The 25904-nt window shown below is 70.9% G+C and carries 26 protein-coding genes; 10 read left to right on the top strand and 16 right to left on the bottom strand.

All coding sequences use genetic code 11. The features are described 5' to 3' along the window. The first annotated feature begins 122 nt into the window (after window positions 1–122). On the top strand, window positions 123–1352 hold the full coding sequence (locus P2L57_RS15220; protein ID WP_275814304.1) for a S53 family peptidase: 1230 nt from the start codon (window positions 123–125) through the stop codon (window positions 1350–1352). 55 nt (window positions 1353–1407) lie between these two features. On the opposite strand, the gene P2L57_RS15225 is transcribed toward P2L57_RS15220, so the two are convergent. Both P2L57_RS15225 and hisI read right to left on the bottom strand, forming a co-directional pair. Continuing rightward, entirely contained in the window at window positions 1408–2916 is a 1509-nt protein-coding gene (locus P2L57_RS15225) for an anthranilate synthase component I (protein ID WP_275814308.1), read from the bottom strand. Window positions 2917–3634: 718 nt separating this feature from the next. Next, complete coding sequence (gene hisI / locus P2L57_RS15230) at window positions 3635–3988, bottom strand: phosphoribosyl-AMP cyclohydrolase (protein WP_275814312.1); 354 nt, start codon at window positions 3986–3988, stop codon at window positions 3635–3637. A gap of 168 nt (window positions 3989–4156) precedes the next feature. Here hisI and P2L57_RS15235 point away from each other — a divergent pair, with 168 nt between their 5' ends. Together P2L57_RS15235 and P2L57_RS15240 are read left to right on the top strand one after the other, a co-directional pair. After that, window positions 4157–5026 carry a hypothetical protein gene (locus P2L57_RS15235; protein WP_275814315.1) on the top strand — a complete coding sequence of 290 codons (870 nt, stop codon included), beginning with the start codon at window positions 4157–4159 and terminating at the stop codon, window positions 5024–5026. Window positions 5027–5059: 33 nt separating this feature from the next. Further along, window positions 5060–5698 (top strand): TIGR03085 family metal-binding protein, encoded by a 639-nt coding sequence (locus tag P2L57_RS15240; protein ID WP_275814317.1) that lies wholly within the window; start codon window positions 5060–5062, stop codon window positions 5696–5698. A 142-nt stretch (window positions 5699–5840) separates the two neighbouring features. On the opposite strand, the gene hisF is transcribed toward P2L57_RS15240, so the two are convergent. From hisF to hisD, 8 genes are all read right to left on the bottom strand, one after another. Next, window positions 5841–6611: an imidazole glycerol phosphate synthase subunit HisF gene (gene hisF, locus P2L57_RS15245; protein ID WP_275814320.1), complete on the bottom strand. Its 771-nt coding sequence runs from the start codon at window positions 6609–6611 to the stop codon at window positions 5841–5843. Continuing rightward, on the bottom strand, window positions 6608–7054 hold the full coding sequence (locus P2L57_RS15250; RefSeq protein ID WP_275814323.1) for a RidA family protein: 447 nt from the start codon (window positions 7052–7054) through the stop codon (window positions 6608–6610). The genes hisF and P2L57_RS15250 overlap by 4 nt, the downstream gene beginning before the upstream one ends. Then, complete coding sequence (gene priA / locus P2L57_RS15255; protein WP_275814618.1) at window positions 7051–7776, bottom strand: bifunctional 1-(5-phosphoribosyl)-5-((5-phosphoribosylamino)methylideneamino)imidazole-4-carboxamide isomerase/phosphoribosylanthranilate isomerase PriA; 726 nt, start codon at window positions 7774–7776, stop codon at window positions 7051–7053. The genes P2L57_RS15250 and priA overlap by 4 nt, the downstream gene beginning before the upstream one ends. Before the next feature lie 8 nt (window positions 7777–7784). Further along, window positions 7785–8420, bottom strand: a complete 636-nt coding sequence (hisH, locus tag P2L57_RS15260; protein WP_275814326.1) for an imidazole glycerol phosphate synthase subunit HisH — start codon at window positions 8418–8420, stop codon at window positions 7785–7787. 63 nt (window positions 8421–8483) lie between these two features. Then, window positions 8484–8621: a CG2302 family histidine operon protein gene (locus P2L57_RS15265; protein WP_504987177.1), complete on the bottom strand. Its 138-nt coding sequence runs from the start codon at window positions 8619–8621 to the stop codon at window positions 8484–8486. 11 nt (window positions 8622–8632) lie between these two features. After that, window positions 8633–9223 carry an imidazoleglycerol-phosphate dehydratase HisB gene (gene hisB, locus P2L57_RS15270; RefSeq protein WP_275814331.1) on the bottom strand — a complete coding sequence of 197 codons (591 nt, stop codon included), beginning with the start codon at window positions 9221–9223 and terminating at the stop codon, window positions 8633–8635. Window positions 9224–9381: 158 nt separating this feature from the next. Then, on the bottom strand, window positions 9382–10488 hold the full coding sequence (locus P2L57_RS15275; RefSeq protein ID WP_275814335.1) for a histidinol-phosphate transaminase: 1107 nt from the start codon (window positions 10486–10488) through the stop codon (window positions 9382–9384). After that, complete coding sequence (gene hisD / locus P2L57_RS15280) at window positions 10485–11816, bottom strand: histidinol dehydrogenase (RefSeq protein WP_275814338.1); 1332 nt, start codon at window positions 11814–11816, stop codon at window positions 10485–10487. Before hisD ends, P2L57_RS15275 begins: the two co-directional genes overlap by 4 nt. A 185-nt stretch (window positions 11817–12001) precedes the next feature. Here hisD and P2L57_RS15285 point away from each other — a divergent pair, with 185 nt between their 5' ends. From P2L57_RS15285 to P2L57_RS41245, 4 genes are all read left to right on the top strand, one after another. Further along, entirely contained in the window at window positions 12002–13789 is a 1788-nt protein-coding gene (locus P2L57_RS15285; RefSeq protein WP_275814341.1) for an oxidoreductase, read from the top strand. A 73-nt stretch (window positions 13790–13862) separates the two neighbouring features. Further along, window positions 13863–14582 carry an LON peptidase substrate-binding domain-containing protein gene (locus tag P2L57_RS15290; protein ID WP_275814344.1) on the top strand — a complete coding sequence of 240 codons (720 nt, stop codon included), beginning with the start codon at window positions 13863–13865 and terminating at the stop codon, window positions 14580–14582. A 41-nt stretch (window positions 14583–14623) separates the two neighbouring features. Further along, the gene (gene ybaK, locus P2L57_RS15295; protein WP_303656328.1) at window positions 14624–15091 is read left to right on the top strand and encodes a Cys-tRNA(Pro) deacylase; all 468 of its coding nucleotides are present in this window, start codon (window positions 14624–14626) and stop codon (window positions 15089–15091) included. A 102-nt stretch (window positions 15092–15193) separates the two neighbouring features. Next, window positions 15194–15268, top strand: a complete 75-nt coding sequence (locus tag P2L57_RS41245; RefSeq protein ID WP_442815729.1) for a 50S ribosomal protein bL37 — start codon at window positions 15194–15196, stop codon at window positions 15266–15268. 231 nt (window positions 15269–15499) lie between these two features. On the opposite strand, the gene P2L57_RS15300 is transcribed toward P2L57_RS41245, so the two are convergent. From P2L57_RS15300 to P2L57_RS15315, 4 genes are all read right to left on the bottom strand, one after another. Further along, on the bottom strand, window positions 15500–16195 hold the full coding sequence (locus tag P2L57_RS15300) for a DUF2567 domain-containing protein (RefSeq protein WP_275814349.1): 696 nt from the start codon (window positions 16193–16195) through the stop codon (window positions 15500–15502). A gap of 61 nt (window positions 16196–16256) precedes the next feature. Continuing rightward, window positions 16257–17036 (bottom strand): ABC transporter permease, encoded by a 780-nt coding sequence (locus P2L57_RS15305; protein WP_275814621.1) that lies wholly within the window; start codon window positions 17034–17036, stop codon window positions 16257–16259. Window positions 17037–17065: 29 nt separating this feature from the next. After that, entirely contained in the window at window positions 17066–18106 is a 1041-nt protein-coding gene (locus tag P2L57_RS15310; protein ID WP_372515718.1) for an ABC transporter ATP-binding protein, read from the bottom strand. Window positions 18107–18187: 81 nt separating this feature from the next. Beyond that, on the bottom strand, window positions 18188–19414 hold the full coding sequence (locus tag P2L57_RS15315; protein ID WP_275814352.1) for an NYN domain-containing protein: 1227 nt from the start codon (window positions 19412–19414) through the stop codon (window positions 18188–18190). 255 nt (window positions 19415–19669) lie between these two features. Between P2L57_RS15315 and P2L57_RS15320 the strand changes: the two genes are divergently transcribed. Further along, a complete protein-coding gene (locus P2L57_RS15320) occupies window positions 19670–19843 on the top strand; it encodes a hypothetical protein (RefSeq protein WP_275814355.1) in 174 nt (57 codons plus the stop codon). 119 nt (window positions 19844–19962) lie between these two features. Here the strand turns inward: P2L57_RS15320 and dnaE are convergent, their stop codons facing one another. After that, complete coding sequence (dnaE, locus tag P2L57_RS15325) at window positions 19963–23523, bottom strand: DNA polymerase III subunit alpha (protein WP_275814358.1); 3561 nt, start codon at window positions 23521–23523, stop codon at window positions 19963–19965. Window positions 23524–23658: 135 nt separating this feature from the next. Between dnaE and P2L57_RS15330 the strand changes: the two genes are divergently transcribed. Together P2L57_RS15330 and P2L57_RS15335 are read left to right on the top strand one after the other, a co-directional pair. Then, on the top strand, window positions 23659–24315 hold the full coding sequence (locus tag P2L57_RS15330; protein ID WP_275814361.1) for a hypothetical protein: 657 nt from the start codon (window positions 23659–23661) through the stop codon (window positions 24313–24315). Window positions 24316–24387: 72 nt separating this feature from the next. Then, a complete protein-coding gene (locus tag P2L57_RS15335; protein WP_275814627.1) occupies window positions 24388–25197 on the top strand; it encodes a thioredoxin domain-containing protein in 810 nt (269 codons plus the stop codon). Window positions 25198–25204: 7 nt separating this feature from the next. Here P2L57_RS15335 and P2L57_RS15340 read toward each other — a convergent pair whose 3' ends face one another. Beyond that, window positions 25205–25786 (bottom strand): dienelactone hydrolase family protein, encoded by a 582-nt coding sequence (locus tag P2L57_RS15340; protein ID WP_275814363.1) that lies wholly within the window; start codon window positions 25784–25786, stop codon window positions 25205–25207. Window positions 25787–25904: the final 118 nt, after the last annotated feature.

Consider the following 25904-nt stretch of genomic DNA (forward strand, 5'->3'; position numbering starts at 1 on the left):
CGGACCCCGGCACCACACCAACGCGCAAGCAGGCCATGGCTCGCCCCCCCTGTCCGCCGTGGCCTGTCCCCCCTCATGACTCCGGGTCACCAGCCACAGGAGGCAGTACATTGCGCAGATCCATGCCCAAGGCGCTTTACCGCGCCGGGCTTTCCCTGACCGCCGCGGCGGGCCTCGCGCTCTCCGGCTTCGCCGCCGCACCCGCCGCCAACGCGCAGCAGTCCCCGCTGACTTCCGGCGCGCACGGCGTTCGTACCATCCACTCCTGCGCCATCCCGAACAAGGCCGACTGGGCGGCGTGCAACGCGCTCAAGGTGGTCGGCGGCACGGTCGCCGCCAAGGCGACGGGCGTCTCCCCCGAGGCCGCCCCCTCCGGCTTCGGCCCGAGCGACCTGCACAAGGCCTACTCGCTTCCGTCCAGCGGCGGTTCCGGCGCGACCGTGGCGATCGTCGACGCGCAGGACAACCCCAACGCCGAGAAGGACCTGGCCGCCTACCGCAAGCAGTTCGGGCTGCCCGCCTGCACCAGCTCAGGCGGCTGCTTCAAGAAGGTCGGCCAGACCGGCAGCACCACCAACCTCCCCGCGCCTGACGCCGGTTGGGCCGAGGAGGAGTCGCTGGACGTCGACATGGCCAGCGCGATCTGCCCCAGCTGCCACATCCTGCTGGTCGAGGCCAACTCGCCGTCCATGGCCGACCTCGGCGCGTCGGTCAACGAGGCCGTCAAGCTCGGCGCGAAGTACGTATCCAACAGCTACGGCGGCGGCGAGTCCTCGTCCGACCCCGGATACGACAGCAAGTACTTCAACCACCCCGGTGTGGCCATCACCGTGAGCTCCGGCGACTCCGGCTACGGCGTCGAGTACCCGGCCGCCTCGCGGTACGTCACCGCCGTCGGCGGCACCCACCTCACCACGGCGTCCAACAGCCGCGGTTGGACCGAGACCGCCTGGAGCGGCGCCGGATCCGGCTGCTCGGCGTATGACGCCAAGCCCGGTTGGCAGAAGGACAGCGGCTGCGGCAAGCGCACGGTCGCCGATGTCTCGGCGGTCGCCGACCCGGCCACCGGTGTCGCGGTCTACGACACCTACGGCGGCGACCCGGGCTGGGAGGTCTTCGGCGGTACGAGCGTCTCGTCGCCGATCATCGCCAGCGTGTACGCGCTCGCCGGAAAGCCGTCTTCCGGCTCCACCCCGGCTACGTTCCCGTACGCCCACACCTCGGCGCTGAACGATGTGACGAGCGGTTCCAACGGCTCGTGCGGCGGTGGCTACCTGTGCACCGCCAAGCCCGGCTACGACGGCCCGACGGGCCTCGGCACCCCGAAGGGCACCGCGGCCTTCAAGGGCTGACCCCGTTGAGCGGGTTGGGCCGCCCACTCCCGGGGGCGGCCCAACTCACCTGCGTTCAGAGCCGGTTGGCGGTGGCGACCGCCCGTAGCACCGCCGCCGCCTTGTTGCGGCATTCGGTGTCCTCGGCCACCGGATCGGAGTCCGCGACGATGCCCGCGCCCGCCTGCACGTACGCCGTGCCGTCGCGCAGCAGCGCGGTCCTGATGGCGATCGCGGTGTCGGAGTCCCCGGCGAAGTCCAGATAGCCCACGCAGCCCCCGTACACGCCCCGGCGGGTGGGCTCCAGTTCGTCGATGATCTGCATCGCGCGCGGCTTGGGCGCACCCGACAGGGTCCCGGCCGGGAAGCAGGCGGTCAGCACGTCGAAGGCGGTACGGCCCTCGGCGACCTTTCCGGTGACCGTCGAGACGATGTGCATCACATGGCTGTAGCGCTCGATGGACATGAAGTCGACCACCTCGACACTGCCCGGCTCGCAGACCCGGCCCAGGTCGTTGCGGCCGAGGTCGACCAGCATCAGGTGCTCGGCCCGCTCCTTGGGGTCGGCCAGCAGTTCCTCGGCGAGCGCCTGGTCCTCCTGAGGGGTGCCGCCGCGCGGCCGGGTTCCGGCGATGGGGTGCACCATCGCCTGCCCGTCCTCGACCTTGACCAGCGCCTCGGGCGAGGAGCCAACGATGTCGAAATCGTCGAAGCGCAGCAGGTACATGTACGGGCTGGGGTTGGTCGCCCGCAGTACCCGGTACACGTCGAGCGCGCTCGCCGGGCACGGTGTCTCGAACCGCTGCGAGGGCACGACCTGGAACGCCTCACCGGCGCGGATGCGCTCCTTGATGTCCTCGACCACCTCCTGGTACGCGGCACCGCCCCACAGCGCGGTGAACTCCGGCAGTTCGGAGGGCGGCAGTTCGACCGGGGAGCTGTCCAGCGGACGGGCCAGGTCGGCGGCCATGTTGTCGAGCCGTGCGACGGCGTCCGCGTAGGCCTCGTCGACACCGGTGTCGAGGTCGTTGTGGTTGATCGCGTTGGCGATCAGCAGGACGGTGCCGTCCCAGTGGTCGAGTACGGCCAGGTCCGAGGTGAGCAGCATGGTCAGCTCGGGCAACCGCAGGTCGTCCTTGGCGTGCTCGCCGATGTGCTTCTCCAGTCGGCGTACGACGTCGTAGCCGAGGTAGCCCACCATTCCGCCGGTGAACGGCGGAAGGGCGCCGCTCGAGTGCAGGTCGCGCGGGGTGTGCAGGGTCTCGATGGTGGCCCGCAGCGCGCTGAGCGGATCGCCGCCGGTGGGTACGCCGACCGGCGGCGTGCCGAGCCAGTGCGCCTGCCCGTCGCGCTCGGTCAGGGCGGCGTCGCTGCGTACCCCGATGAAGGAGTAGCGCGACCAGGAGCGGCCGTGCTCCGCGGACTCCAGCAGAAACGTCCCGGGGCGCTCGCCCGCCAGCTTGCGGTACAGCCCGACGGGAGTGTCGCCGTCGGCGAGCAGCCGCCGGGTGACCGGGATGACCCGGCGGTCCCGGGCGAGGTCGCGGAACGTTTCGAGGTCGGGGGTGACATAGCCCGTGGTCATGGGCGGAAGCCTAGGCCCTGCCCGGGCGGGGGATCACACAGCCCGCACCCCGACGCGCCCCGGCCACCACGACACCGGATGCCGCCGGGGGATTTCGGTTGCGGGTCGCGGTGGTTCGGCACCGCCGGACCCCGCCGTAGTGGTTGCTCGCCGTCGCGGCGGGTTCTCTCGCCTGGCGGCAACGAAGCGACGCGGAGCGCCGGAAGGCTGCGCGCCCAGGGGAGACACCGGATCCTGGCCGCGGTTGGTTCGGCACCGCCGGGCACCACCGTGGTGGTCGCTCGCCATGGCGGCGGAATTCTTTTGCCAGACGGCAAGGAAGCGACGCGAGGCACGCCAAAGAGGAAACCCCACGCGGCAAAGACTGCCGCAGGCAAAAACATCCGCCGCAACGGCAAGCAACCACGGCGATGCAGACCGGCGGAGCCCAAACCGGCCGCAAACCGGATCCGAAGCCACCCGACGGAGCCCAAACCGACCACAACCCGGCGGCGCCAAACCGACCGCAACCCGAATCCGAAGCCACCCGGCGGCGCCGAACCGGCCGCAAACCGGATCCGAAGCCACCCGACGGAGCCCGAACCGACCACGACCCGGCGGCGCCGAACCGAGCACAACCCGGATCCGAAGGCGCCCGGCGGGGCCGGACCAGCCGCAAACCGCGGTAGCCCGCTCCGCACCGGGGCGGGGGCGTACGGGGCCGGCCCCGGAGTGCCCGCTAGCCCAGCGGCAGCGGATCCGCGTCGAAGCAGGTGCGGTCGCCGGTGTGGCAGGCGGCGCCCACCTGGTCGACCTTGACCAGCAAGGTGTCGCCGTCGCAGTCGAGGGCGACCGACTTCACGTGCTGCACATGGCCCGAGGTGTCGCCCTTGACCCAGTACTCCTGGCGGCTGCGGCTCCAGTAGGTGCAGCGGCCAGTGGTCAGGGTGCGGTGCAGCGCCTCGTCGTCCATCCAGCCGAGCATCAGCACCTCACCGGTGTCGTACTGCTGGGCGATGGCGGGGACCAAGCCGTCGGCGGACCGCTTCAGGCGGGCGGCGATGGCGGGATCGAGACGGGAGACGGCCGGCATGCCCCCCATTGTGGATCAGCCGCGCCGGATACGGAAAACGTCCCTGCCATGGTGCGGCACGGACGGCTGTGTCCTGTGCGGCGGAACGCAACAGCCGCCGCTGAGCTGGGAGTCACGACTTGGCATCCTCCACGATCGACTGTCAGTCCTATGGGGCATGCTTCGGTCATGAGTTTCCCTCCGCCGCCGAATGACGCTCCACCCCCGGGTTCAGGGGGTGGCTTCGGCCCGCCGCAGGGCTTCGGCCCGCCGCCTCCGCCCGGCCATGGCGGATACGGTCCGCAACCGCCCGCTTCCAGCGGCTTCGGCGGCTATGGACCGGGCACGCCCGGCGGCCCCGCGGGGCCCGGTGGATACGGCCCCGGTGGCCCGGGCGGATACGGCCCCTATCCGCCGCCTCCGCCCGGCCCGGGCGGCAGCCCGAACGGCGGCGGCAACGGCCCGAAGGTCGCGGGCATAGTGATCGGCGCCGTGGTCGTGCTGGCCATCGTGATCGGTGGCATCGTGTGGCTCGGCAGCAGCCACAGCGACAAGAACAGCGCGGCGCAGGACAACGGCTCCGCCTCACCGTCCGCGTCCTCCTCACCGTCGCCGTCGGACTCGTCCGGCCTGCCGAGTGAGAACCCGTCCGACGGCGCCTCGCTGCCCGGCATACCCGAGCCGTCGGCGAGCCACCATCTGACGTATGTGAAGCTCTCCCCCGGCGACTGCTTCAACTCCCCCAGTCTGGACAGCCATGTCCAGGACATCACCAAGGTCTCGTGCGGCTCCGCGCACGACGGCGAGGTCATCGCCAACGAGACCCTGAAGGGCACCATCAGCACCGAGGACGATCTGAAGACCAAGGTTCTCGACCTGTGCGAACCGGATGCCAAGAAGCGGCTGGAGTCCATACCCAGGGACGGGCAGACCTACTACAACTACGCGCTCTACCCGGACCTGACTACCTATCAGTTCCAGGGGGAGAACACGGTCTCCTGCTCGCTGACGTTGAGCAATTCGATGGACGGCAAGCAGCTGACCGGCCCGTTGCCGTAGCCGCCCGGGCCGGGGTGGACGTACGCTGCCGCCATGTCGACTCATGCGCAGCGTGAACGTCTCCTCCTCGCCGACCTGTTGGAGAGCGCCGGCCCCGGGGCCCCGACGCTGTGCGAGGGCTGGACCGCACGCGACCTAGCCGCCCATGTGGTGGTCCGGGAGCGGCGCCCCGACGCGGCCGCCGGAATCCTGCTCAAACCGCTGAAGTCCCGACTCGACCGGGTTCAGCAGGAGTTCACGGCCAAGCCGTACGAGGAACTGATCCAGCTCATTCGCACCGGACCGCCCCGCTCCTCACCGTTCGCGCTGAAGCAGATCGACGAGGCCGCGAACAGCGTCGAGTTCTATGTGCACGCCGAGGACGTCCGCCGGGCCCAACCCGACTGGACGGAACGGACCCTCGACCCGGTCTTCTCGGACGTGCTGTGGAAGCGGCTGGAGCGGGCGGCGCGGGTCCTCGGCCGCAAGTCCCCGGTCGGCCTGGTGCTGCGCCGCCCGGACGGCCAGACGGCGGTCGCGCACAAGGGCGCGCCGGTGGTCACCGTGACGGGAGAACCCGGCGAGTTGACGCTGTTCACGTTCGGGCGGCAGTCCGTCGCACACGTCGAGTTGGACGGCGAACCGGACGCGATCGCCAAGGTGCGGGGCACCAAGCTCGGCATCGACGCCTAGGGCCTGTTCGGCGGACCTTCGGCCACCGGGCTGCCGTGGGCAGCCGTACGACCGCAGGGCCGCGTCCTCGTGGTCGCTCGTCGTCGCGGCGGCACCACGGCGACGCCACGTGGCCCTGCGGCGCGACCGCCGCCCGGTCCCGCTAGCGGACCGGGTGGCCCGCTTCGCGCAGCGTCCGCTTGACCTCGTTGATCCGCAGGTCGCCGAAGTGGAACACGGAGGCGGCCAGGACCGCGTCCGCGCCCGCCGCGATGGCGGGCGGGAAGTCGCTGAGCTTGCCCGCGCCGCCGCTGGCGATGACCGGGACGGTGACGTGATTGCGGACCGCCTCGATCATCTCCGTGTCGTAGCCGTCCTTGGTCCCGTCGGCGTCCATCGAGTTGAGCAGGATCTCCCCGGCGCCCAACTCGACGGCGCGGTGCGCCCATTCGACCGCGTCGATCCCCGTGCCACGGCGACCGCCGTGCGTGGTGACCTCGTATCCCGACGGGGTGACCGTGCCTTCGGGGCATCGGCGGGCGTCCACCGACAGCACCAGGACCTGGCTGCCGAACCGCTCGGCGATCTCCCGGATCAGCTCCGGGCGGGCGATCGCCGCGGTGTTGACCCCGACCTTGTCGGCGCCGGCCCGCAGCAGCTTGTTGACGTCCTCGGCGGTGCGCACCCCGCCGCCGACGGTCAGCGGGATGAAGACCTGCTCGGCGGTGCGGCGCACCACCTCGTACGTGGTCTCCCGGTTGCCTGAGGAGGCGGTGATGTCGAGGAAGGTGAGCTCGTCGGCGCCTTCCGCGTCGTACACCTTCGCCATCTCGACGGGGTCACCGGCGTCCCGCAGGTTCTGGAAGTTGACGCCCTTGACGACGCGGCCGTCGGCCACGTCGAGGCACGGAATGACCCGGACGGCCAGGCTCACGGCGTATCTCCACTCGGTTCATCAGCGCGGCGGCCATCGGGGCGGGCCGCCGGACGCACTGCTTCGACTTCCACCTCGACCAGCACCCGCGAGTCGACGAAGCCGGAGACCACCACCAGGGTGGCGGCCGGCCGGATGTCGTCGAACAGCTCCTTGTGGGCGCGGCCCGCCGCGTCCACATCGCGGGCGTGGGTGATGTACATACGGGTACGGACGACGTCCGAGGCTCCGAGACCCAGCGACTCCAGTGCCGCGAAGGCGTTCTGGAAGGCCGCCTTGGCCTGCAGATACGGGTCGCCTTCGGCCTGCAGCACCCCCTTGACCAGTGGCATCGTGCCGGACACCAGAACCCGGTCGCCGACCGCGACGGCTCGGGCGAAGCCGATGGTCTCTTCCCAGGGGCTGTCGGTCTGCACACGCCGCACGGCGGGGGTTTCGGTCATCGTGACACTGCCTCCAACGCTTCTTCCAAGGTGAATGCCTTGGCGTAGAGGGCTTTGCCCACGATGGCACCTTCCACACCCTCCGGGACGAGGGCGGCGATGGCGCGCAGGTCATCGAGCGAGGAGACGCCGCCGGATGCGACCACCGGCGCGTCGGTCGCGGCGCAGACGTTGCGCAGCAGTTCCAGGTTGGGGCCCTGCAGCGTGCCGTCCTTGGCGATGTCGGTGACGACGTAGCGGGCGCAGCCCTCGGAGTCGAGGCGGGCCAGCGTCTCGTACAGGTCGCCGCCGTCCCGGGTCCAGCCGCGGCCGCGCAGCGTGGTGCCGCGTACGTCCAGGCCGACCGCGATCCGGTCGCCGTGCTCGGCGATGGCCTTGGCCACCCACTGCGGGCTCTCCAGGGCGGCGGTGCCGAGGTTGACCCGGGTGCAGCCGGTGGCGAGCGCAGCGGCGAGCGAGGCGTCGTCGCGGATGCCGCCGGACAGTTCGACCCTGATGTCCATGGAGCGCACGACCTCGGCGATCTGCTCGCGGTTGTCGCCGGTACCGAACGCCGCGTCCAGGTCGACCAGGTGCAGCCACTCGGCGCCCGCCTGCTGCCAGGCGAGCGCGGCGGCCAGCGGGTCGCCGTAGGAGGTCTCGGAACCGGACTCGCCGTGCACCAGGCGGACGGCCTGGCCGTCCCGTACGTCGACGGCGGGGAGGAGTTCGAGGTTGGACATCTGACGGCTCACAGGGTCTCGATCCAGTTGGTCAGCAGCTGGGCACCGGCGTCGCCGGACTTCTCGGGGTGGAACTGGGTGGCCCACAGCGGCCCGTTCTCGACGGCCGCCACGAACCGCTCGCCGTGCGTCGCCCAGGTCACCTTGGGGGCACGGATGGCGTCGTTGGTGACTTCCAGCTGCCATTCGCGTACCCCGTAGGAGTGCACGAAGTAGTAGTGCTCGTCCCTGTCGAGCCCGGCGAACAGCCGTGAGTCCTCGGGCGCCTCGACGGTGTTCCACCCCATGTGCGGTACGACCGGCGCCCGCAGCGGCTCCACGGTGCCGGGCCACTCGTCGCAGCCCGCGGTCTCCACACCGTGCTCGACGCCGCGCGCGAACAGGATCTGCATACCGACGCAGATGCCCATGATCGGCCGTCCACCGGCCAGTCGCCGCCCGATGATCCAGTCGCCGCGTGCCGCCTTCAGCCCGGCCATGCAGGCGGCGAACGCGCCGACGCCGGGCACCAGCAGCCCGTCGGCGGCCAGCGCGGCGTCGTAGTCGGCGGTGATCTCGACGTCGGCGCCGACCCGGGCCAGCGCCCGTTCGGCGGAACGGATGTTGCCGAAGCCGTAGTCGAAGACGACCACGCGCTTGCTCATCGCTTGTCCCTTTCCCAGTTCCGCGGTTCCGTCGGCTTCACGGTTCCAGCGCTTCGCACGGCTCTAGAGCCGCAGCAGTCCCGCGGCCAGCGACATCGCCGAGCCGAGGCCGAGCAGTACGACCACGCTCTTCGGCATCTTCTGCTTCCAGAAGGAGTAAACGCCTCCGGCGAGGAACAGCCCCAACAGGATGAAGAGCATCGCCGCCTTGTTCACAGCGCACCCTTGGTCGACGGGATCCCGGTCTGCCGCGGATCGATCTCCGAGGCGTAGCGCAGTGCGCGGGCGAGCGCCTTGAACTGGCACTCCACGATGTGGTGCGCGTTGCGCCCGTAGGGGACGTGCACATGCAGGGCGATCTGCGCCTGCGCGACGAAGGACTCCAGTATGTGCCGGGTCATGGTGGTGTCGTACGTGCCGATCATGGGCGCGATGCCCTCCGGCTCGGTGTGCACCAGGAACGGGCGGCCGGACAGGTCGACGGTCACCTGGGCCAGCGACTCGTCCAGCGGGACCGAGGCGTTGGCGAACCTGACGATGCCGCGCTTGTCGCCGAGCGCCTGCTTGAACGCGGCACCGAGCGCCAGCGAGGTGTCCTCGATGGTGTGGTGGGTGTCGATGTGCAGGTCGCCGTCGGTCTTGACGGTGAGGTCGAACAGGCCGTGGCGGCCCAGCTGGTCGAGCATGTGGTCGTAGAAGCCGACGCCCGTCGACACATCGACCTGTCCGGTGCCGTCGAGATTGATCTCGACGACGACCGAGGTCTCCTTGGTGGTGCGCTCCACGCGGCCCACGCGGGTCATGCCCTCCCGTCGCCCACCACCGCCCTCAAAGGAGGTGCCATGCACCGCTGCCACTCCCTCTCGTCGCCCACCACCGCCCTCAAAGGAGGTGCCATGCACCGCTGCCACTCCCTCTCGTCGCCCACCACCGCCCTCAAAGGAGGTGCCATGCACCGCTGTCACTTTCCGTTCTCCTTCATCAGCTCGCGTACCGCGTCGAGGAACGCGTCGTTCTCGGCCGGGGTGCCCGCGGTGACGCGTAGCCAACCCGGTACTCCGTTGTCACGGACCAGTACGCCGCGATCCAGCAAACCCTGCCAGGCGGCGTGCGCGTCCTCGAACCGGCCGAACTGCACGAAGTTGGCGTCCGAGTCCGTCACCTCGCAGCCGATCGCCCGCAGCTCGGTGACCAGCCGGTCCCGCTCGGCCTTCAGCTGCTCGACGTACCCCAGCAGAGTATCCGTGTGCTCCAAAGCGGCGAGCGCGGTGGCCTGGGTGACGGACGACAGGTGGTACGGCAGCCGCACCAGCTGGACCGCGTCGACCACGGCGGGGTCGGCGGCCAGGTAGCCGAGGCGCAGTCCGGCGGCGCCGAACGCCTTGGACATGGTGCGGGACACCACCAGATTCGGACGGCCTTCGATGAGCGCCAGCAGCGACGGGCGGTGCGAGAACTCGCCATACGCCTCGTCCACCACCACCAGCGAGGGCTTGGCGGCCTGCGCCGCGTCGTGCAGCGCGAGCACGGTTTGGGCGTCCACGGCGGTGCCGGTGGGGTTGTTGGGCGAGCAGATGAAGACCACATCGGGCCGGTGCGCGGCGATCTCGTCCTTCGCCGCCTCGACGTCGATGGTGAAGTCCGCGGTGCGGGGCCCGGAGATCCAGCCGGTTCCGGTGCCGCGGGAGATCAGCGCGTGCATCGAGTACGAGGGCTCGAAGCCGAGCGCGGTGCGGCCGGGCCCGCCGAAGGTCTGCAGCAGCTGCTGGATGACCTCGTTGGAGCCGTTCGCCGCCCAGACACCGGCGAGTCCGATCCGGTGGCCGGTGGTCCGGGTCAGATAGGCGGCCAGCTGGGTGCGCAGTTCCACCGCGTCCCGGTCCGGGTAGCGGTTGAGCCCGCGGGCCGCCTCGCGGACCCGCTCGGCGATCCGCTCGACCAGCGGCTCCGGCAGCGGGTACGGGTTCTCGTTGGTGTTCAGGCGCACCGGGACGTCGAGTTGGGGGGCGCCGTACGGGGTCTTGCCGCGCAGCTCGTCCCGGATCGGGAGATCGTCGATTCGGGTCACTGGCCGGGCACCTGCCAGTCGAAGCGAGCCTTCAGGGCGGCGCCGTGCGCAGGCAGGTCCTCGGCCTCGGCCAGGGTCACCACGTGGTGGGCGACCTCGGCGAGGGCGTCGCGCGTGTAGTCCACGACGTGGATGCCGCGCAGGAAGGACTGCACCGACAGGCCCGAGGAGTGGCAGGCGCAGCCGCCGGTGGGCAGCACGTGGTTGGAGCCCGCGCAGTAGTCGCCCAGCGAGACCGGGGCGTACGCGCCCACGAAGATCGCGCCCGCGTTGCGCACCCGGGCGGCGACATCGGCGGCGTTCTCGGTCTGGATCTCCAGGTGTTCGGCGGCGTAGGCGTCCACCACCGCCAGGCCCTGCTCGATGGTGTCGACCAGGACGGTGGCGGACTGCTTGCCGGAGAGCGCCTCGGTGATCCGCTCGGTGTGCTTGGTGGCCTCGACCTGTCGGTCGAGCTCCTTGTCGACCGCGTCGGCGAGGTCGGCGGAGGTGGTGACGAGCACGGCGGCGGCCAGTGTGTCGTGCTCGGCCTGGCTGATCAGGTCGGCGGCGACGTTCGCCGGGTCGGCGGTGTGGTCGGCGAGGACGGCGATCTCGGTGGGTCCGGCTTCGGCGTCGATGCCGATGCGTCCCTTGAGCAGCCGCTTGGCCGCGGCGACCCAGATGTTGCCGGGGCCGGTCACCAGGTTGACCGGGCGGCACTCCTCGGTGCCGTACGCGAACATGGCGATCGCCTGTGCGCCTCCGGCCGCGTACACCTCGTCCACGCCCAGCAGCGCGCAGGCGGCGAGGATCGTGGGGTGCGGCAGGCCGTCGAAGTCCGCCTGCGGCGGGGAGGCCACGGCGAGCGATGTGACGCCCGCCTCCTGGGCGGGCACCACGTTCATCACCACGGAGGACGGGTAGACGGCGCGCCCACCAGGCACGTACAGCCCGACGCGCTCCACCGGAACCCATCGCTCGGTGACCGTGCCGCCGGCCACGACCTGGGTGGTGTGGTCGGTGCGGCGCTGCTCCCCGTGCACCAGACGGGCGCGGCGGATGGACTCCTCCAGCGCGGCGCGTACGGCCGGATCCAGTTCCCGCAGCGCGCGCTTCAGCGCCTCGGCGGGCACCCGGGTCCGGTCGATCTTCACACCGTCGAACCGCTCCGCGTAGTCGATCAGCGCAGCGGTGCCACGATGCTTCACGTCGTCGCAGATCGGCCGCACCTTCTCCAGAGCGGCTTCCACGTCGAGTTCGGCACGGGGAAGCAGGTCACGGTCGATCCCGCCGTCGAGGGAGGCCTCGGCGAAGGCGGCGCCGCGCAGATCAATTCGGGAGATCACGGTGTCAAGTGTAGAGAGCGCGTATGCCGCACGCGGCGGGCCTCCACTCCGTGAGACGCGGCGCGTCCCGAAAAGCCTGTCATGCTCCGGGCAGATCGCTGGCCGAATTCAGCCATCTGGAGGTGGCCGGCCCTATACCGTGCGACCTGGGTGATCACCCGCTGTCGACGGGAAGGGACCACACCGTGAGCCAGCCCGCCATGCCCGCAGACCTGACCCCCGCCGAACTCCGCATGTGGCATGCCTTCCGCCGCGGCGCGACCTGCGACCTGCGAACCGGCTCACCGGTACCCGGCGAGCCGGGCACCCGGCCGGGCCCGACCGACGACACCGGACGCGTGACGGCGGCCGGTACGACCGGCGGTACCGCTGGCGCTACGGCTGACGGCGCCACCGAACGCACGGTGCCGAGGCCGTCCGGCACCACGTCCGGCCGCCCCCCGACCGCTGCCGCGGACGACACGGCACCGGAGCCCGGAGTGCCGGGGCCGCGCGGGTCGGAGCCCGGCCGGGACGGGGACGGCGCGGAGCCCGGCTTTGGGGAGGCGGAGCCCGGCCGTACCGTCCGGGCGGAGATCGTCGCGCTGCTGCTGCTCGACGGGCCGCCCAGCGAGCCCGGGCGGGTCGCCGCCCTGAAGCTGACGGGGGCGTTGATCACCGGGTTGCTGAACCTGTCGGGCGGCCAAGTCCAGCCCTATGTGGAGCTGCGGGAGTGCCGTTTCGACAACCAACTCCTGCTTCCCGCCTGCCACTTCACCACCGCGCGGCTGATGCGCTGCGTGGTGCCGCGGATCGAGGCCGCCCGGCTGAACAGCGAGGGCGATCTACATCTGCCGCAGTGCACGGTGCCGGGCGGGATCCGGCTCACCGACGCGCACATCGGCACCGACCTGGTGCTCAACCAACTCACCGTGGGCCAGAGCCGCAGCGGCCACTCCATCGCGGCGGACGGGCTGACCGTCGCCCAGGACGTGGAGGCCGAGCTGCTGGAGTCGACCGGTGAGATCAGCCTGCGCAGCGCGCGGATCGGCGGCCGGCTGAGCCTGCGCGGCAGCGCACTGCACAATCCGTACGGCCGGTACGCGCTCAACGCCGCGCGGGTCACCGTGGAGCACACGCTGTATCTGAGCTCGGGCTGGTTCAGCGGCTACTCCGGCGGGGGCACCCCGCCCGCCGGCGTGCACACCCAGCGCTTCACCTCCGAGGGCGGAATCCGTCTCGACGACGGGCGGTTCGGCAACGCGGTGATCGCGGACAAGGCGCACTTCCGGCTCACCGGCACCCAGCAGTTGTCACTGCGCCGGATCCAGACGCCCGAGTTGCGGCTGACCCTCGACGAACCCCCGTCGGGACGGATCTCGCTGGCCGGTGCCCGGATCGGCAACCTCACGGACCGGCCGTCCAGTTGGCCGGGCCGGGGCGGTATCGACCTCGCCGGGTTCAGCTACGAGTCGCTGTCCTCGCCCGGCCCCGTCCCGCTGGAGCAGCGGATCGCCTGGCTGGCCGACGCGACGCCCGAGTACAACCCGGAGCCGTACGAGACCCTGGCGCAGGTGCTGCGCCAGGGCGGCGAGGACTCGCAGGCCCGCGAGGTGCTGCTGGCCAAGCAGCGCAGGCGCCGCGAGACGCTGCCGCCGGCGGGCGTGGTGTGGGGCTGGGTGCAGGACATCACGGTCGGCTACGGATACCGGCCGGGCCGGGCGGCACTGTGGATGGCGGTGCTGTGGGCGGCCGGGACGCTGTACTTCGGGATGGGACCGAGGCCCGAGCCGGTGGACGACCAGGCGTGGCCGCACTGGAACCCGGCGCTGTTCGCGCTGGACCTGTTACTGCCGATCGTCGATCTCGGCCAGAGCCACTCCTGGCGGCTGGCCGGAACGGCGCAGTGGGTGGCGGCTGCCATGACCATGGTCGGCTGGATCCTGGCGTCGACTGTGGTGACCGGCGCGTCACGGCTGCTGCGCCGCGGGTAGCGATCGCTCGCCCGTCCCCCTACTCGGGAAAACTGGTCTTGACGCCCGGGGCCTGCGCTTAGGCTTACCTGTTGTGACCGCACGACTTCCGCTGTTCCCGCTCGGCTCGGTGCTCTTCCCGGGCCTCGTGCTGCCGCTCAACATCTTCGAGGAGCGGTACCGCGCGCTCGCCCGGGATCTGCTCGCGCTCCCCGAGGACGCGCCGCGGCACTTCGGTGTGGTGGCGATCCGGGACGGGTACGAGGTCGCCCCGAGCGGCCCGGGAGCCCCCGACGACGGTGCGGCGGCCGGCCTCGGGCCCGATCTGGGCAAGGCGTTGTACGAGGTCGGATGCATCGCGGACGCCGCCTCGCTGCGGGAAAAGGAGGGCGGCGGGTACGAGATGGTGGCCACCGGCACCACCCGGTTCCGGCTGCGGTCGGTGGACGCGACAGGGCCGTATCTGGTGGCTGAGATCGAGGAGTTGCCCGAGTTGCCGGGCGCGGGCGCGGGGCCGCTCACCGCGGAGGTGGAGCGGGCGTTCCGTACGTACCAGAAGCAGCTCGCGGGCGCGCGGGAGCGGACGCTGTCCACTGCCCAGGAGCTGCCCGCCCAGCCGTCGGTGCTGTCCTATCTGGTGGCCGCCGCGACGGTGGTCGAAGTTCCGGTCAAACAGGAGCTGTTGGAGGCTGCGGACACCGCGACCCGGCTCACGGAGGAGTTGAAACTGCTGCGCCGGGAGACGGCTGTGATCGGTAAGCTCCCGTCGCTGCCCGCCGTCGAGTTGACCCGGCAGCCGACCAACCGCAACTGACCGGGAGCGTGGCGGAGTTGGCCAGGAAGGCGAAGTCCGGAATGACTCCGGCGACGGTCGCGCTGGGCGCGGCCGGTGTGCCGTTCACCGTGCATTCCTACGAACACGATCCGGCCGCCGCGTCGTACGGCGAGGAAGCCTCGCAGGCGATGGGCGTCGCACCGGAGCGCGTGTTCAAGACGCTCGTCGCGGATGTGGACGGCGCGCTCACGGTCGCGGTCGTCCCGGTGGCGGGGTCGCTTGACCTCAAGGCGCTCGCCGCGGCGGCCGGCGGCAAGCGGGCGGCGATGGCCGATCCGGCCGCCGCGGAACGCACCACGGGCTATGTACGCGGTGGGATCTCGCCGCTCGGCCAGCGCAAGCGGCTTGCCACGGTCATCGACGCGTCGGCGCTCGGGCATCCCACCGTCTTCGTGTCGGCGGGCCGCCGTGGGCTGGAAGTGGAACTGGCCCCGCGGGATCTGGTGCGGCTCACCGGCGCCGTGACGGCGCCGATCGGCCGGGGCTGATCACCCCGACTCCGGCCTGTCTGACGTCTCGACAGATCCGCCCACCGGGCGCACGCTGACCGCACAGCGCGGGGGCGGACCCGCGCGGAGGGGCCGGGCACCATGTCGAAACGTACACGTAAGCGGAAGTGGCGGATCAAGAAGCGCAGCGCGAATCACGGCCGTCGACCGGCGTAGCCCTTCCGGCGGTCTCGGGGGCGGGGACGCGGTTCCCTGGACACCGCCGGTCGGTGTCGTCGTGGTTGCTCGCCGTCTCGGCCGGGATTTCTTACCGGGCACGGGCCCGACCCCGGCCGCCGATCTCCGAAGGCGCGGTTGTCCGACCCCGTCGGTCCACGACGTTGTGGTGGCTCGCCGCCGTGGCGAGGGGGGCCAGGGTGCCGGGAGGGGGACCTGCCGGGAAGCGCCCTACGGGTGGTCCGGGCGGTCCGGGCGGTCCGGGTGGTCCGGGGGTGGCGTGGTGTCGCCTTGGGGGTGGGGGTTGGGCGGCGGGGCCGACCAGCCGTCCCAGTGTGGTTGTGGGTGGGGTTCGCGCGGGCCGAAGGCCGAGGTCAGGGCCAGGAAGGCAGCCATCGCGGCGACCGGCCAGGCCAGTAGGGCGCCCTTGGCACGCAGTTCCAGGGGCGCGTAGAAGACCTTGTTGGGACCGACCGCCTTGGCGTGCGCCACCACGTTCTGCGTGGGGCCGAGCCACACGCCCAGCCGCCAGGCGATCAGCGAACCGAGCACCGCGCCGACGGCCAGCCCGACGACGATCGCGACTCCCCCGGCGCGCCGCCACAGGAAGACCGCCGCCGCGGTCAGCACGCCGAACCCCAGGCCCATCAGCGCGAACCAGCCGTCGGCGCCGATCGCCTGCTCGCCCTCGGAGTTCTTCAGGTAGACGGCCGAGCCGTCCGAGATCAGCGGTACCTGCGGGGCGAGCCACACCCACAGCAGCCCGAACAGGACTCCGCACACCGCCACCGCCGCCGCGACGATGCCCCCGTCGCGCAGTTCCCGGCCGAGGCTGGGCCGCTCGTCCGGGGCCCCGCCGTGCTCGTCCGGAACGGGCGGGTTCGGCGGCTGCTGATCGTGGTCGTGCGGGGTCAACGGTGCGGTCACCCGCATATGGTGCCAGGTCCCGCCGGGCTGGCGGCGGGAGGCCCGGCTGTGACGGGTCCGCTCAGCGGTACGCGGCCCTGCGGTACGCCCAGGTGGCCACCGCCAGCGACACCACGCCCACCGCGGCGCACACGGACAGGTCACCCAGCACGGCGGGCCAGTCCGGCGAGACGTCGAAGGTGCGGGCGAAGGCCTGCACCCCGTACGTGGACGGCAGCGCGTCCCGCGCCCAGCCCACCGGGCCCGGTAGATGCCCGGGCGGGAGCACACCGAGCAGCAGTGCCGCCGACATGCCCAACTGGCCGAACAGCGTGGCGAGTTCCTGGCGCGGCGCGAGCAGCCCGAGGGTCGCCCCGAGCCCGGACAGCGCGGCGCCCGCGAGCGGTACCACCGCCCCGAGCACCCACAGGCCGCCGAGCGGCAGATGGAACAGCACGCAGCCGACGGCCGCGGTCGCCACTGTGCCCGGCAGGGTGAACGACGCGTACGCCGCCGCCGCACCCAGCACGACCGAGGCCGGTGGCACCGGCAGCGTCGCGTAGTGGTCAAGTCCGCCGGACGCCCGTAGCTGCCCGAAGTACTGGGCCAGCAGGTTGAGCGCGACGAACGCCACCACCAGGACGCTGGAACCGGAGACCACCGCGCGGGCGGCGTCGGAGCCGGTCGAGACGACCCCGCGCATCAGGATCATGATCCCGACCGACTGGAACGTCGCCACGAACAGCAGCGGGATGCGCGCGACCTTGGCCCGGGACAGCTGGGCCCGGTAGACCGCGCCCAGCGCGGGCCACAGCCGGGCGCGCGGCGCGAGTCCGGTGGGGTCTTCCACGGCGCCGCGCATCACCGGCACCCTCCGAGCGGACACAGTGGTCACGCCTTGACCAGTCCTTTCTGGCTTCCGCCGAGCGCCAGGTAGACGTCCTCCAGGCTCGGGGTGGCGAGCGTGAAGTCGTCGAGGGCCGCGAACGCGGGTCCCGCGGTGACCGAGGCGACCACGGCCCGCGCCCGGTCCTGGGGCAGCCGCAGCGTCCAGCGGCGCCCGGCGGCTTCCGCGCCTTCCCGCAGCACGGCGATCTCGGGCAGGTCCAGCGGCGGCTCGTCCCGCCACACCAGGTCCAGTCGTACGTCGCCGTCGACCATCGTCTTCAGCCCGGCCGGGGTGTCGCAGGCGATGACCTTGCCCCGGTCGATGACGGCGACCCGGTCGAGCACGGTCTCGGCCTCGAGCACGTTGTGGGTGACGAGCAGCACGGTGGTGCCGCGTTCGGCACGACGGCGGTCCACGGCGGTCCACACCGCGCGGCGCGCGACCGGGTCCATGCCGGTGGTGGGCTCGTCGAGGACGAGCATCGGCCGCTCCCCCACCAGCGTGGCGGCGAAGCAGGCCAGCCGCCGCTGTCCGCCGGACAGCCGCTTCAGCGGTCGCTGGGCGATGTCGGTCAGGCCGAGTTCTTCCAGTACGGCGTCCCGCTCGGCGCGTGCGGTACGGGAGTCGAGGCCGCGCAGCCGTCCGGTGGTCTCGGCGGCGAGGGCGACGGTCAGCTCGTCAAGGGCGGTGGACTCCTGGCCCAGGTAGCCGATCAGCCGGGCAGCACGCTCGGGGTGGGCCACCAGATCGTGGCCGAGGAGGGTGATGCTGCCCGCGTCCGGCCGCAACAGCCCGGTGAGCTGGCGGACCAGGGTGGACTTGCCCGCGCCGTTGGGTCCGAGCAGGCCGAAGATCTCACCGCGCCGGATGTCCAGGTCGATGCCGTCGTTGGCGCGGACCGCAGCCGCGGGCGCGGCAGCGGCCTTACGGCGCCGGAACGCACGCCCGGCGGGGTAGCTCTTGACCAGCCCGCGGACGGTCCACATCGCCTCGCGGGCCACGGCGGCGGGGCTGGGTGCCGCCTGTTCAGTGCCCGTACTCACGAGCACTGAGGGTACGCGGTCCCTCGGGCCCGGGTGGGCCTGGGCCCCGGTCAGGGGAGTCGCCCGAACGCCCGGCGGGCGCTACTCGGCTGACGACGTCTGATCGGCGGAGACCGATCGGGCGTCCACCTCGCGCCAGAAGCCCGCTCGGATGGCGTAGCGGTCGTGTTCGTCGATCTGGTCGTCCTTGTGGGCAAGCAGGCCGAAACGGGCCGCGTAGCGCAGCAGTTCGCCGTCGATGCGGTGCGGCACCCGGGGGTACTCGGCGGAGAGCGCCTGTAGCGCGGCGGAGTCGGTGAGGCGGTCGATCCAGCGGCGGGCGAAGACCTGTCCGACCTCGAACGGGTCGCCGCTGACGGCGGTGATGTCCTCTTCGCGGTCGGCCCAGCGCTGTTCGGCGCTGGTGAGTTGGGCGAGGGTGGGCAGCCCGGGGTCGGCGGCCTCACTGCCGGGGCCGCGTTCGATCCAGCCCTTCTCGGACGACCAGCGCAGCGTGGCGGCGGGGGGCGGGTGCGGGGTGGGGTGGCCGCCCGCGGGTCCCCGGCCGCCGCCGAGTCCGGCGAGGTCCTTGGGGGTGGGCACGCCGGTCTTTCCGGCGGCGGTTTCGGCGGGCGCCGGGCCGTGGCCGTTCTTGACCGGTTCCGGGGGCTCGGCGGGCGGTTTGGCGGCCGGGGCGCGCATCGCGGATTCGGGGAGCGGCGCGGACAGGATCGCGGCGATCTCCGGGCGAGGTCCGGGCGGCGCGCACACCGCCCCGGTGTCCCGGGCCTGCACCGCCTGGGTGATCCACTCACGGTCAAGGACACGGCGCTCGTCGGCCTCGGCGACCAGGTCCTCGGACTGGTTGTAGTCGCCGTCGGCGGCCTGTACTGCCCACAGGTGGACGGCGACGCCGTGCTCCTTGGCGGACATCATTCCGGGCAGCAGATCGCCGTCTCCGGTCACCAGGACCACATCGGAACAGGCGCGGTTGCGGGCGAGCTCGGACAACTCGGCGTGCATCGCGGCGTCGACGCCCTTCTGCGCCCAGCGCCCGTCGGTGCGGGTCAGCGCACCGAGCCGTACGGTGACCCGCGGCATCACCCGCAGCCGCCGGTGTTCGGGTTGGGGAACCCGGTCCGGGGCACCGTCGAACCAGTAGATCCGCAGCAGCGGCTGGCCGGTCTCACGTTCCGCGCGTTCTCGCAGGCCTTGGACGACGGCGGCATGGTCCACGGTGATCCGCGACCGAGAGGGTTCTCCGGCCAGCAGGCTCGCGGCGGCGCCGAGCAGATAGCCGGCGTCCACGAGGACGACGCAGCGGTCCACGTTCCACCCTCTTTTCTACATCCGGTCGCCCCCCGGCACGATGTTGCCTTGAGTCTGCCCGACCGCGCCGGGGATATGAGCCGGAACTCGATCATCGGCGTGGCGGATGCGGGATCCGGGCACTCCTTCCCTCCTACAAACGCCCGAAATGCGACTTTCGTTCCGCCGTGCGAGTCTGTGTTCCACCCCGGGAGCCGTCTCGGGACTCACGCATCTCAGGCCATTGTCCGAGATCCCCCGACAGGAGGCACGATCGTGGCCAAGAACAAGAACAGGAAACAGGAACGTCGGCAGTCGGAGAGCAGCCGGAGTGCGGCCGAGCGCGGTGCGGAGCAGGCGAAGACCGCCGCGATGGAGGCCCAGCAGGAGGCCATCCCGAACATGTCGATCGCGCACAAGGGTCGGCAGAAGCGCTTCGGTCACAACTGACCGCCGCAGCCGACCGCTTCGGCGGGCGGCCCGACCGGCCCGCTCAACCGCCCGGCCCCGTAAGGCCGTCGAGAGGCGCAGCCGGAAACCCGGGTGCGCCCCTCGTAGTGTGCCGGTGGTCAGCTGGCCTGTGAGTTCTGCGCCGCGCCCAGGCAGGCCGGGCCGAGCAGCGCCTTGAGATCGCCGAACAGCGCGGGGTCGGGGGCGACCCGGTGCCGGTCCAGGCGGAGCACGGTGGTCTTGCGGGCGCCCTGCAGCCGTACCCGTACCTCGGTGTTGCCCCGGTGGCTGTCGAGCACCTCGCCGAGGCGGGCGACCAGCGGCGGGGTGACCTTGACGGTGGGGATGGAGATGGTCACCGGGGCGTTGGCGGACGCCTCGGAAAGGTCGGGGACCTGGAGTTCCATCGCCACCAGCCGGGGGACGTCCTCCCGCTTGTCGAGACGGCCCTTGACGAAGACCACGGCGTCCTCGATGAGCTGGGTGGAGACCAGTTGGTAGGTGGCGGGGAAGAACATGCAGTCGATGGAGCCCGCCAGGTCCTCGACGGTGGCGATCGCCCAGGCGTTGCCCTGTTTGGTCATCTTGCGCTGCAGGCCGGAGATGATGCCGCCGATGGTCACGATCGCCCCGTCGGCGTAGTCCCCGCCGGTCAGCTGGGCGATGGCGGCGTCCGTCTTGTCGTTCAGCACATGCTCGATGCCGAACAGGGGGTGGTCGGAGACGTACAGGCCGAGCATCTCGCGTTCCTGGGCGAGCAGATACGCCTTGTCCCACTCGATGTCGGAGAAGGTCACATCGAGGCCGAAACCGGGCTCGTCCTTGGCGTCGTCGTCGCCCATACCGCCGAAGAGGTCGAACTGGCCCTCGGCTTCCTTGCGTTTGACCTGCACCACGTTGTCGATCATCGCTTCGTAGTGCTCGGTCAGACCCCGCCGGGTGTGCCCCATCTCGTCGAACGCGCCCGCCTTGATCAGCGATTCAACGGTCCGCTTGTTGCACACCACCGCCTCGACCTTGTCCAGGAAGTCCGGGAACGAGGTGTACTTCCCCTTGGCCTTGCGGCAACGGATGATCGAATCCACCACGTTCGCACCGACGTTGCGTACCGCGGTGAGGCCGAAGAGGATCACGTCATCACCCTGCGCGGTGAAGTTCGCATCCGACTCATTGACGTTCGGCGGCAGCACCCTGATACCCATACGACGGCACTCGTTCAGGTAGATCGCCGACTTGTCCTTGTCGTCCCGCACCGAGGTCAGCAGCGCGGACATGTACTCGGCCGGGTAGTTGGCCTTCAGATACGCGGTCCAGTAGGTGACCAGCCCGTACGCCGAGGAGTGCGCCTTGTTGAACGCGTATCCGGCGAACGGGACCAGGACGTCCCACACCGCCTGGATCGCCGCGTCGGAGAAGCCCTTGGCCCGCGCGCCCTCCCGGAACGGGATGAACTCCTTGTCCAGGACCTCCTGCTTCTTCTTGCCCATCGCCCGGCGCAGCAGGTCGGCCTGGCCGAGCGAGTACCCGGCGAGCACCTGGGCAGCCTTCTGCACCTGCTCCTGATACACGATCAGGCCGTAGGTGATGTCGAGGACCTCCTTGAGGGGCTCCTCGAGCTCCGGGTGGATCGGGGTGATCTCCTGCTGCTTGTTCTTGCGCAGCGCGTAGTTGATGTGCGAGTTCATGCCCATCGGCCCCGGCCGGTACAGGGCCGAAACCGCGGAGATGTCCTCGAAGTTGTCGGGCTTCATCATGCGCAGCAGGGAGCGCATCGGCCCACCGTCGAACTGGAAGACACCCAACGTGTCGCCGCGGCACAGCAGTTCGTAGGTCTTCGGGTCGTCGAGCGGCAGCGAGAGCAACTCGATGTCGATGCCCTTGTTGGCCTTGATGAGCTTGACCGCGTCATCCATGATCGTCAGGTTGCGCAGGCCCAGGAAGTCCATCTTCAGCAGGCCGAGCGACTCGCAGGTGGGGTAGTCCCACTGCGTGATGGTGACGCCGTCGCTGTGCCTGACCCAGACCGGGATGTGCTCGGTGATGGTCTCGCTGGACATGATCACGCCCGCGGCGTGCACGCCCATCTGCCGGACCAGGCCCTCGACGCCGCGGGCGGTGTCGATCACCTTCTTCACATCCGGCTCGTTCTCGTACATGCCCCGGACCTCGCCCGCCTCGCCGTAGCGCGGGTGCTGCGGGTCGAGGATGCCGGACAGCGGGATGCCCTTGCCGAGGACGTCGGCGGGCATCGCCTTGGTGATGCGGTCGCCCATCGCGTACGGGTAGCCCAGCACCCGCGCGGAGTCCTTGATCGCGTTCTTCGCCTTGATGGTGCCGTAGGTGCCGATCATGGCGACCTTGTCGGCGCCGTACTTCTCGGTGACGTACCGGATCACCTCGGCGCGCCGACGTTCGTCGAAGTCGATGTCGACATCGGGCATGGAGACGCGCTCGGGGTTGAGGAACCGCTCGAAGATCAGCCCGTGCTCGATCGGATCGAGGTCGGTGATGCCCATCGCGTACGAGACGATCGAACCGGCCGCCGAACCTCGGCCGGGGCCCACCGCGATGCCGTTGTTCTTCGCCCACATGATGAAGTCGGCGACGACCAGGAAGTACCCCGGGAACCCCATCTGGATGATGATGTCCATCTCGTACTCGGCCTGCTTCTGCCGGTCCTCGGGGACACCCCCGGGGTAGCGGCGGGCCATGCCCCGCTTGACCTCCTCGCGGAACCAGGTCACCTCGGTGTACCCCTCGGGCACGTCGAAGCGCGGCATCAGGTCGCGTTTTTCGAACCAGCCCGTGGTGTCGACCTGCTCGGCGACCAGCAGGGTGTTGGCGCAGCCCTCCTGCCAGGCGTCGGAGGAGTCGATGGCGTACATCTCGTCGGCCGTCTTCAGGTAGTAGCCGGTGCCGTCGAACTTGAAGCGGTCGGGGTCGGTGAGGTTCTTGCCGGTCTGGATGCACAGCAGCGCGTCGTGCGCGTCGGCCTCGTGCGCATACGTGTAGTGCGAGTCATTGGTCACGATCGGGCGGATGCCGAGCTTCTTGCCGATCTCCAGAAGCCCGTCGCGGACCCGCCGCTCGATCTCGATGCCGTGGTCCATCAGCTCCAGGAAGTACCGGTCCTTGCCGAAGATGTCCTGGTAGTCGGCGGCGGCCCTGACCGCCTCGTCGAACTGCCCGAGCCGCAGCCGGGTCTGCACCTCACCGGACGGGCAGCCGGTGGACGCGATCAGCCCCTCCGACCACTGGGAGATGGTCTCCTTGTCCATCCGCGGCCACTTCTGCAGCCAGCCCTCGGCGTACGCGTCGGAGGAGAGCCGGAACAGGTTGTGCAGACCGGTTTTGCTCGCCGCCCAGATCGTCTTGTGGGTGTAACCACCGGAGCCGGAGACGTCGTCGCGCTTCTGGTGCGGCTGGCCCCACTGGACCTTGCGCTTGTTGCGCCGCGACTCGGGCGCCACATAGGCCTCGATGCCGATGATCGGAGTGATCCCCGCGCCGGTCGCCTGCTGGTAGAAGTCGTACGCGCCGTGCAGGTTGCCGTGATCGGTCATGGCGATGTGCGACATGCCCATCTCCTGGCACGCATTGAACATGTCCTTCAACCGCGCCGCCCCGTCCAGCAGGGAGTACTGGGTGTGGACGTGCAGGTGCGTGAAGGTCTTGGCCACGGTGCGGGACACCTCCGGTGGGAGCTTTGGGAGAGGTGGAAAGTCTAGTCCGCGGCACTGACAGCAGGGGCCCGCTCATATCGTTGCGCGACCTTTAGGCGCCGCATACGGATTCCCGTGGCACACTCTGGCCTCATGGAGGGGACTGCACACTTCAGGGCGGCGCGCGCCGCGCTGTTCGCCGCGCTGTGCGTCACCCTCTCCACCACCTCGCACGTCCTGCTGTCGCGGCTGCCGCTGCCGCTGCCCACGGTGGCGTTCGCCTTCCTCGGCATGTTCGCGCTCGCCTATGCGCTCGCCGGCCGGGAGCGCGGCTTCTGGCCGATCACCTCGCTGCTGGTGCCGCTGGAGCTGGCCGCCGACACCGTGTTCACCACCGGCCAGCACACCTGCTACGGACCGTCCGGCGGCCCGGTCACCGGCGCGCTGCGGTCCTTCGGCGCCGATGTGATCTGCGACGGCGGCCGGGTCGGCACCCCGCTGGCCGGCGCCGGGCTGCCGGTCGCCGACCCGGCGCTGCCGTGGCTGCTGCTCGCCGCACATGTCGCCGTGGGGCTGCTCGCCTCATGGTGGCTGCGGCGCGGTGAGGCGGCGCTGTACCAACTGCTGCGCGCCACCGCTTCGTTGGCGTTCCGCCCGCTGACCCGGGCGGCCACGGTGCTGTGCGCCTACGTCGCCGGACCGGCCCGGCCGCGCGCGCGGCGGCCGGAGGCCCGGGCGGCCGTGCCGGTACCGCCACTCCTGCTGCACTCCGTCGTACGTCGCGGCCCGCCGCGCCCGGCCGCGGTCTGACCCTGCCGTCGGGCCGCCGCACCGGGCCACGCAGCACGTACATCCACCACCGTGACGGAGAAGCGGATCACCATGAGCAGCAAGAACTCCTGGGAGAACAAGGCGTCAGCGCGTGAGCGTCTGAAGGCCGAGCGTGAGCGGCAGGCGAAGCGGGACAAGCTCCGCCGCCAGCTCATCGCGGGCGGCGCGGTCGTCGCCGCCCTCGCGATAGCGGGCGGCATCGCCGTGGCCGTCTCGAATTCGGGCAGCCCCAGCAAGCCGCTGGTGCTGCCCGCCAACACCTCGGGGCCGAACGGCACGACGGTGATCTACGGCAACAAGAACGCCCAGCACACCCTGAGCCTCTACGAGGACCCGCGCTGCCCGGTCTGCGCCCTGTTCGAGCAGACGGACGGCAAGGACGTGCTCCAGGGCGCGCAGGACGGCCGGTACAAGATCCAGTACACCTTCGGCACCTTCCTCGACCAGGGCGCCAGCCCCGGCACCGGCTCCATGCACGCGCTCAGCGCCCTGGGCGCGGCGCTCAACGTGAGCACGGACGCGTTCGTCAAGTTCCACACCGCGCTGTACACCCAGGCCAACCACCCGCAGGAGACGACCGACAAGTTCAGCGACAACAGCTACCTGTTCAAGATCTCCGACCAGGTTCCGGAGCTGAAGGGCAACGCCGCCTTCCAGAAGGCGGTCAAGGACGGCACGTACGACGCGTGGGCGAAGAAGATGTCCGACTCCTTCAACAGCAGCGGTGTCCAGGCCACCCCCACCGCCAAGCTCGACAACAAGGACTTCCCGGTGGCCGGTAACGCCTTCCCGCAGACCGGTGTGATCACCTCCGCCCAGCTGGCGGCGGCCTTCGACAAGGCGCTCGGCCCCAAGAAGTAGCGGGCGGCTACAGCTCGGCGAGGAAGGACAGGGCCGTGGACCAGGTGCGCTCCGCGGCCTCCTCGTCCCAGTCCGGCAGGTCGGGGTCGGTGTAGAGGTGGCCCGCGCCGCGGTAGCGGTGCACCTCGACATCGGCGCCGGCCCGCCGCATCCGCAGGTACCACGCGTTCAGCCAGTCGTCGGGCTCGAACGGATCCGGCTCGGCGACGTGGAGTTGTACGGGGATATCGGTCGCGGCATCGTCCGCGATGTCCGAGGTGCCGTGCAGCAGCAGAAGGCCGCGGGCCTTCTCGTCGGCCAGGGCCAGGTTCTGCGCGATGGATCCGCCGAGCGAGAAGCCCGCGTACACCAGCCCGTCCGCGGAGTGTGGCGCCGCGGCGGCGACGGCCCGCCTCAGCAGTTCCTCGCGGCCGATCTCGTCCTTGATCGCCATTCCGTCCGTGACCGTGTCGGCGGTCCTGCCGTCGAACAGGTCCGGGACCACCACCTCGTGTCCGGCGGCACGCAGCCGGTCGGCCGCCGCGTGCACCGCGGGCCGCAGCCCGTACGTGGAGTGGAACAGGACGATCACTGGGCGTCCGGGGGGCATCCCCCCGGAAAAGACGGTAGCGGCAGCCAATGTGGTGAGCTTCCTCGCGTGGGCGGACGGCGTACACGCACCATCGTGCCAGTTACCCTCGGAGTGGCATCCGCAGCCGCGCACCAGT

The organism is Streptantibioticus ferralitis (assembly GCF_029223525.1).
Lineage (GTDB): Bacteria > Actinomycetota > Actinomycetes > Streptomycetales > Streptomycetaceae > Streptantibioticus_A > Streptantibioticus_A ferralitis.

Excerpts from the sequence above, each read along its gene's own strand:
- P2L57_RS15220 (WP_275814304.1), top strand. The coding sequence starts at position 123 with ATGCCCAAGGCGCTTTACCGCGCCGGGCTTTCCCTGACCGCCGCGGCG.
- P2L57_RS15225 (WP_275814308.1), bottom strand. The coding sequence starts at position 2,916 with ATGACCACGGGCTATGTCACCCCCGACCTCGAAACGTTCCGCGACCTC.
- hisI (WP_275814312.1), bottom strand. The coding sequence starts at position 3,988 with ATGCCGGCCGTCTCCCGTCTCGATCCCGCCATCGCCGCCCGCCTGAAG.
- P2L57_RS15235 (WP_275814315.1), top strand. The coding sequence starts at position 4,157 with ATGAGTTTCCCTCCGCCGCCGAATGACGCTCCACCCCCGGGTTCAGGG.
- P2L57_RS15240 (WP_275814317.1), top strand. The coding sequence starts at position 5,060 with ATGTCGACTCATGCGCAGCGTGAACGTCTCCTCCTCGCCGACCTGTTG.
- P2L57_RS15250 (WP_275814323.1), bottom strand. The coding sequence starts at position 7,054 with ATGACCGAAACCCCCGCCGTGCGGCGTGTGCAGACCGACAGCCCCTGG.
- priA (WP_275814618.1), bottom strand. The coding sequence starts at position 7,776 with ATGTCCAACCTCGAACTCCTCCCCGCCGTCGACGTACGGGACGGCCAG.
- hisH (WP_275814326.1), bottom strand. The coding sequence starts at position 8,420 with ATGAGCAAGCGCGTGGTCGTCTTCGACTACGGCTTCGGCAACATCCGT.
- P2L57_RS15265 (WP_504987177.1), bottom strand. The coding sequence starts at position 8,621 with ATGCTCTTCATCCTGTTGGGGCTGTTCCTCGCCGGAGGCGTTTACTCC.
- hisB (WP_275814331.1), bottom strand. The coding sequence starts at position 9,223 with ATGACCCGCGTGGGCCGCGTGGAGCGCACCACCAAGGAGACCTCGGTC.
- ybaK (WP_303656328.1), top strand. The coding sequence starts at position 14,624 with ATGACTCCGGCGACGGTCGCGCTGGGCGCGGCCGGTGTGCCGTTCACC.
- P2L57_RS15305 (WP_275814621.1), bottom strand. The coding sequence starts at position 17,036 with ATGCGCGGCGCCGTGGAAGACCCCACCGGACTCGCGCCGCGCGCCCGG.
- P2L57_RS15330 (WP_275814361.1), top strand. The coding sequence starts at position 23,659 with ATGGAGGGGACTGCACACTTCAGGGCGGCGCGCGCCGCGCTGTTCGCC.
- P2L57_RS15335 (WP_275814627.1), top strand. The coding sequence starts at position 24,388 with ATGAGCAGCAAGAACTCCTGGGAGAACAAGGCGTCAGCGCGTGAGCGT.
- P2L57_RS15340 (WP_275814363.1), bottom strand. The coding sequence starts at position 25,786 with ATGCCCCCCGGACGCCCAGTGATCGTCCTGTTCCACTCCACGTACGGG.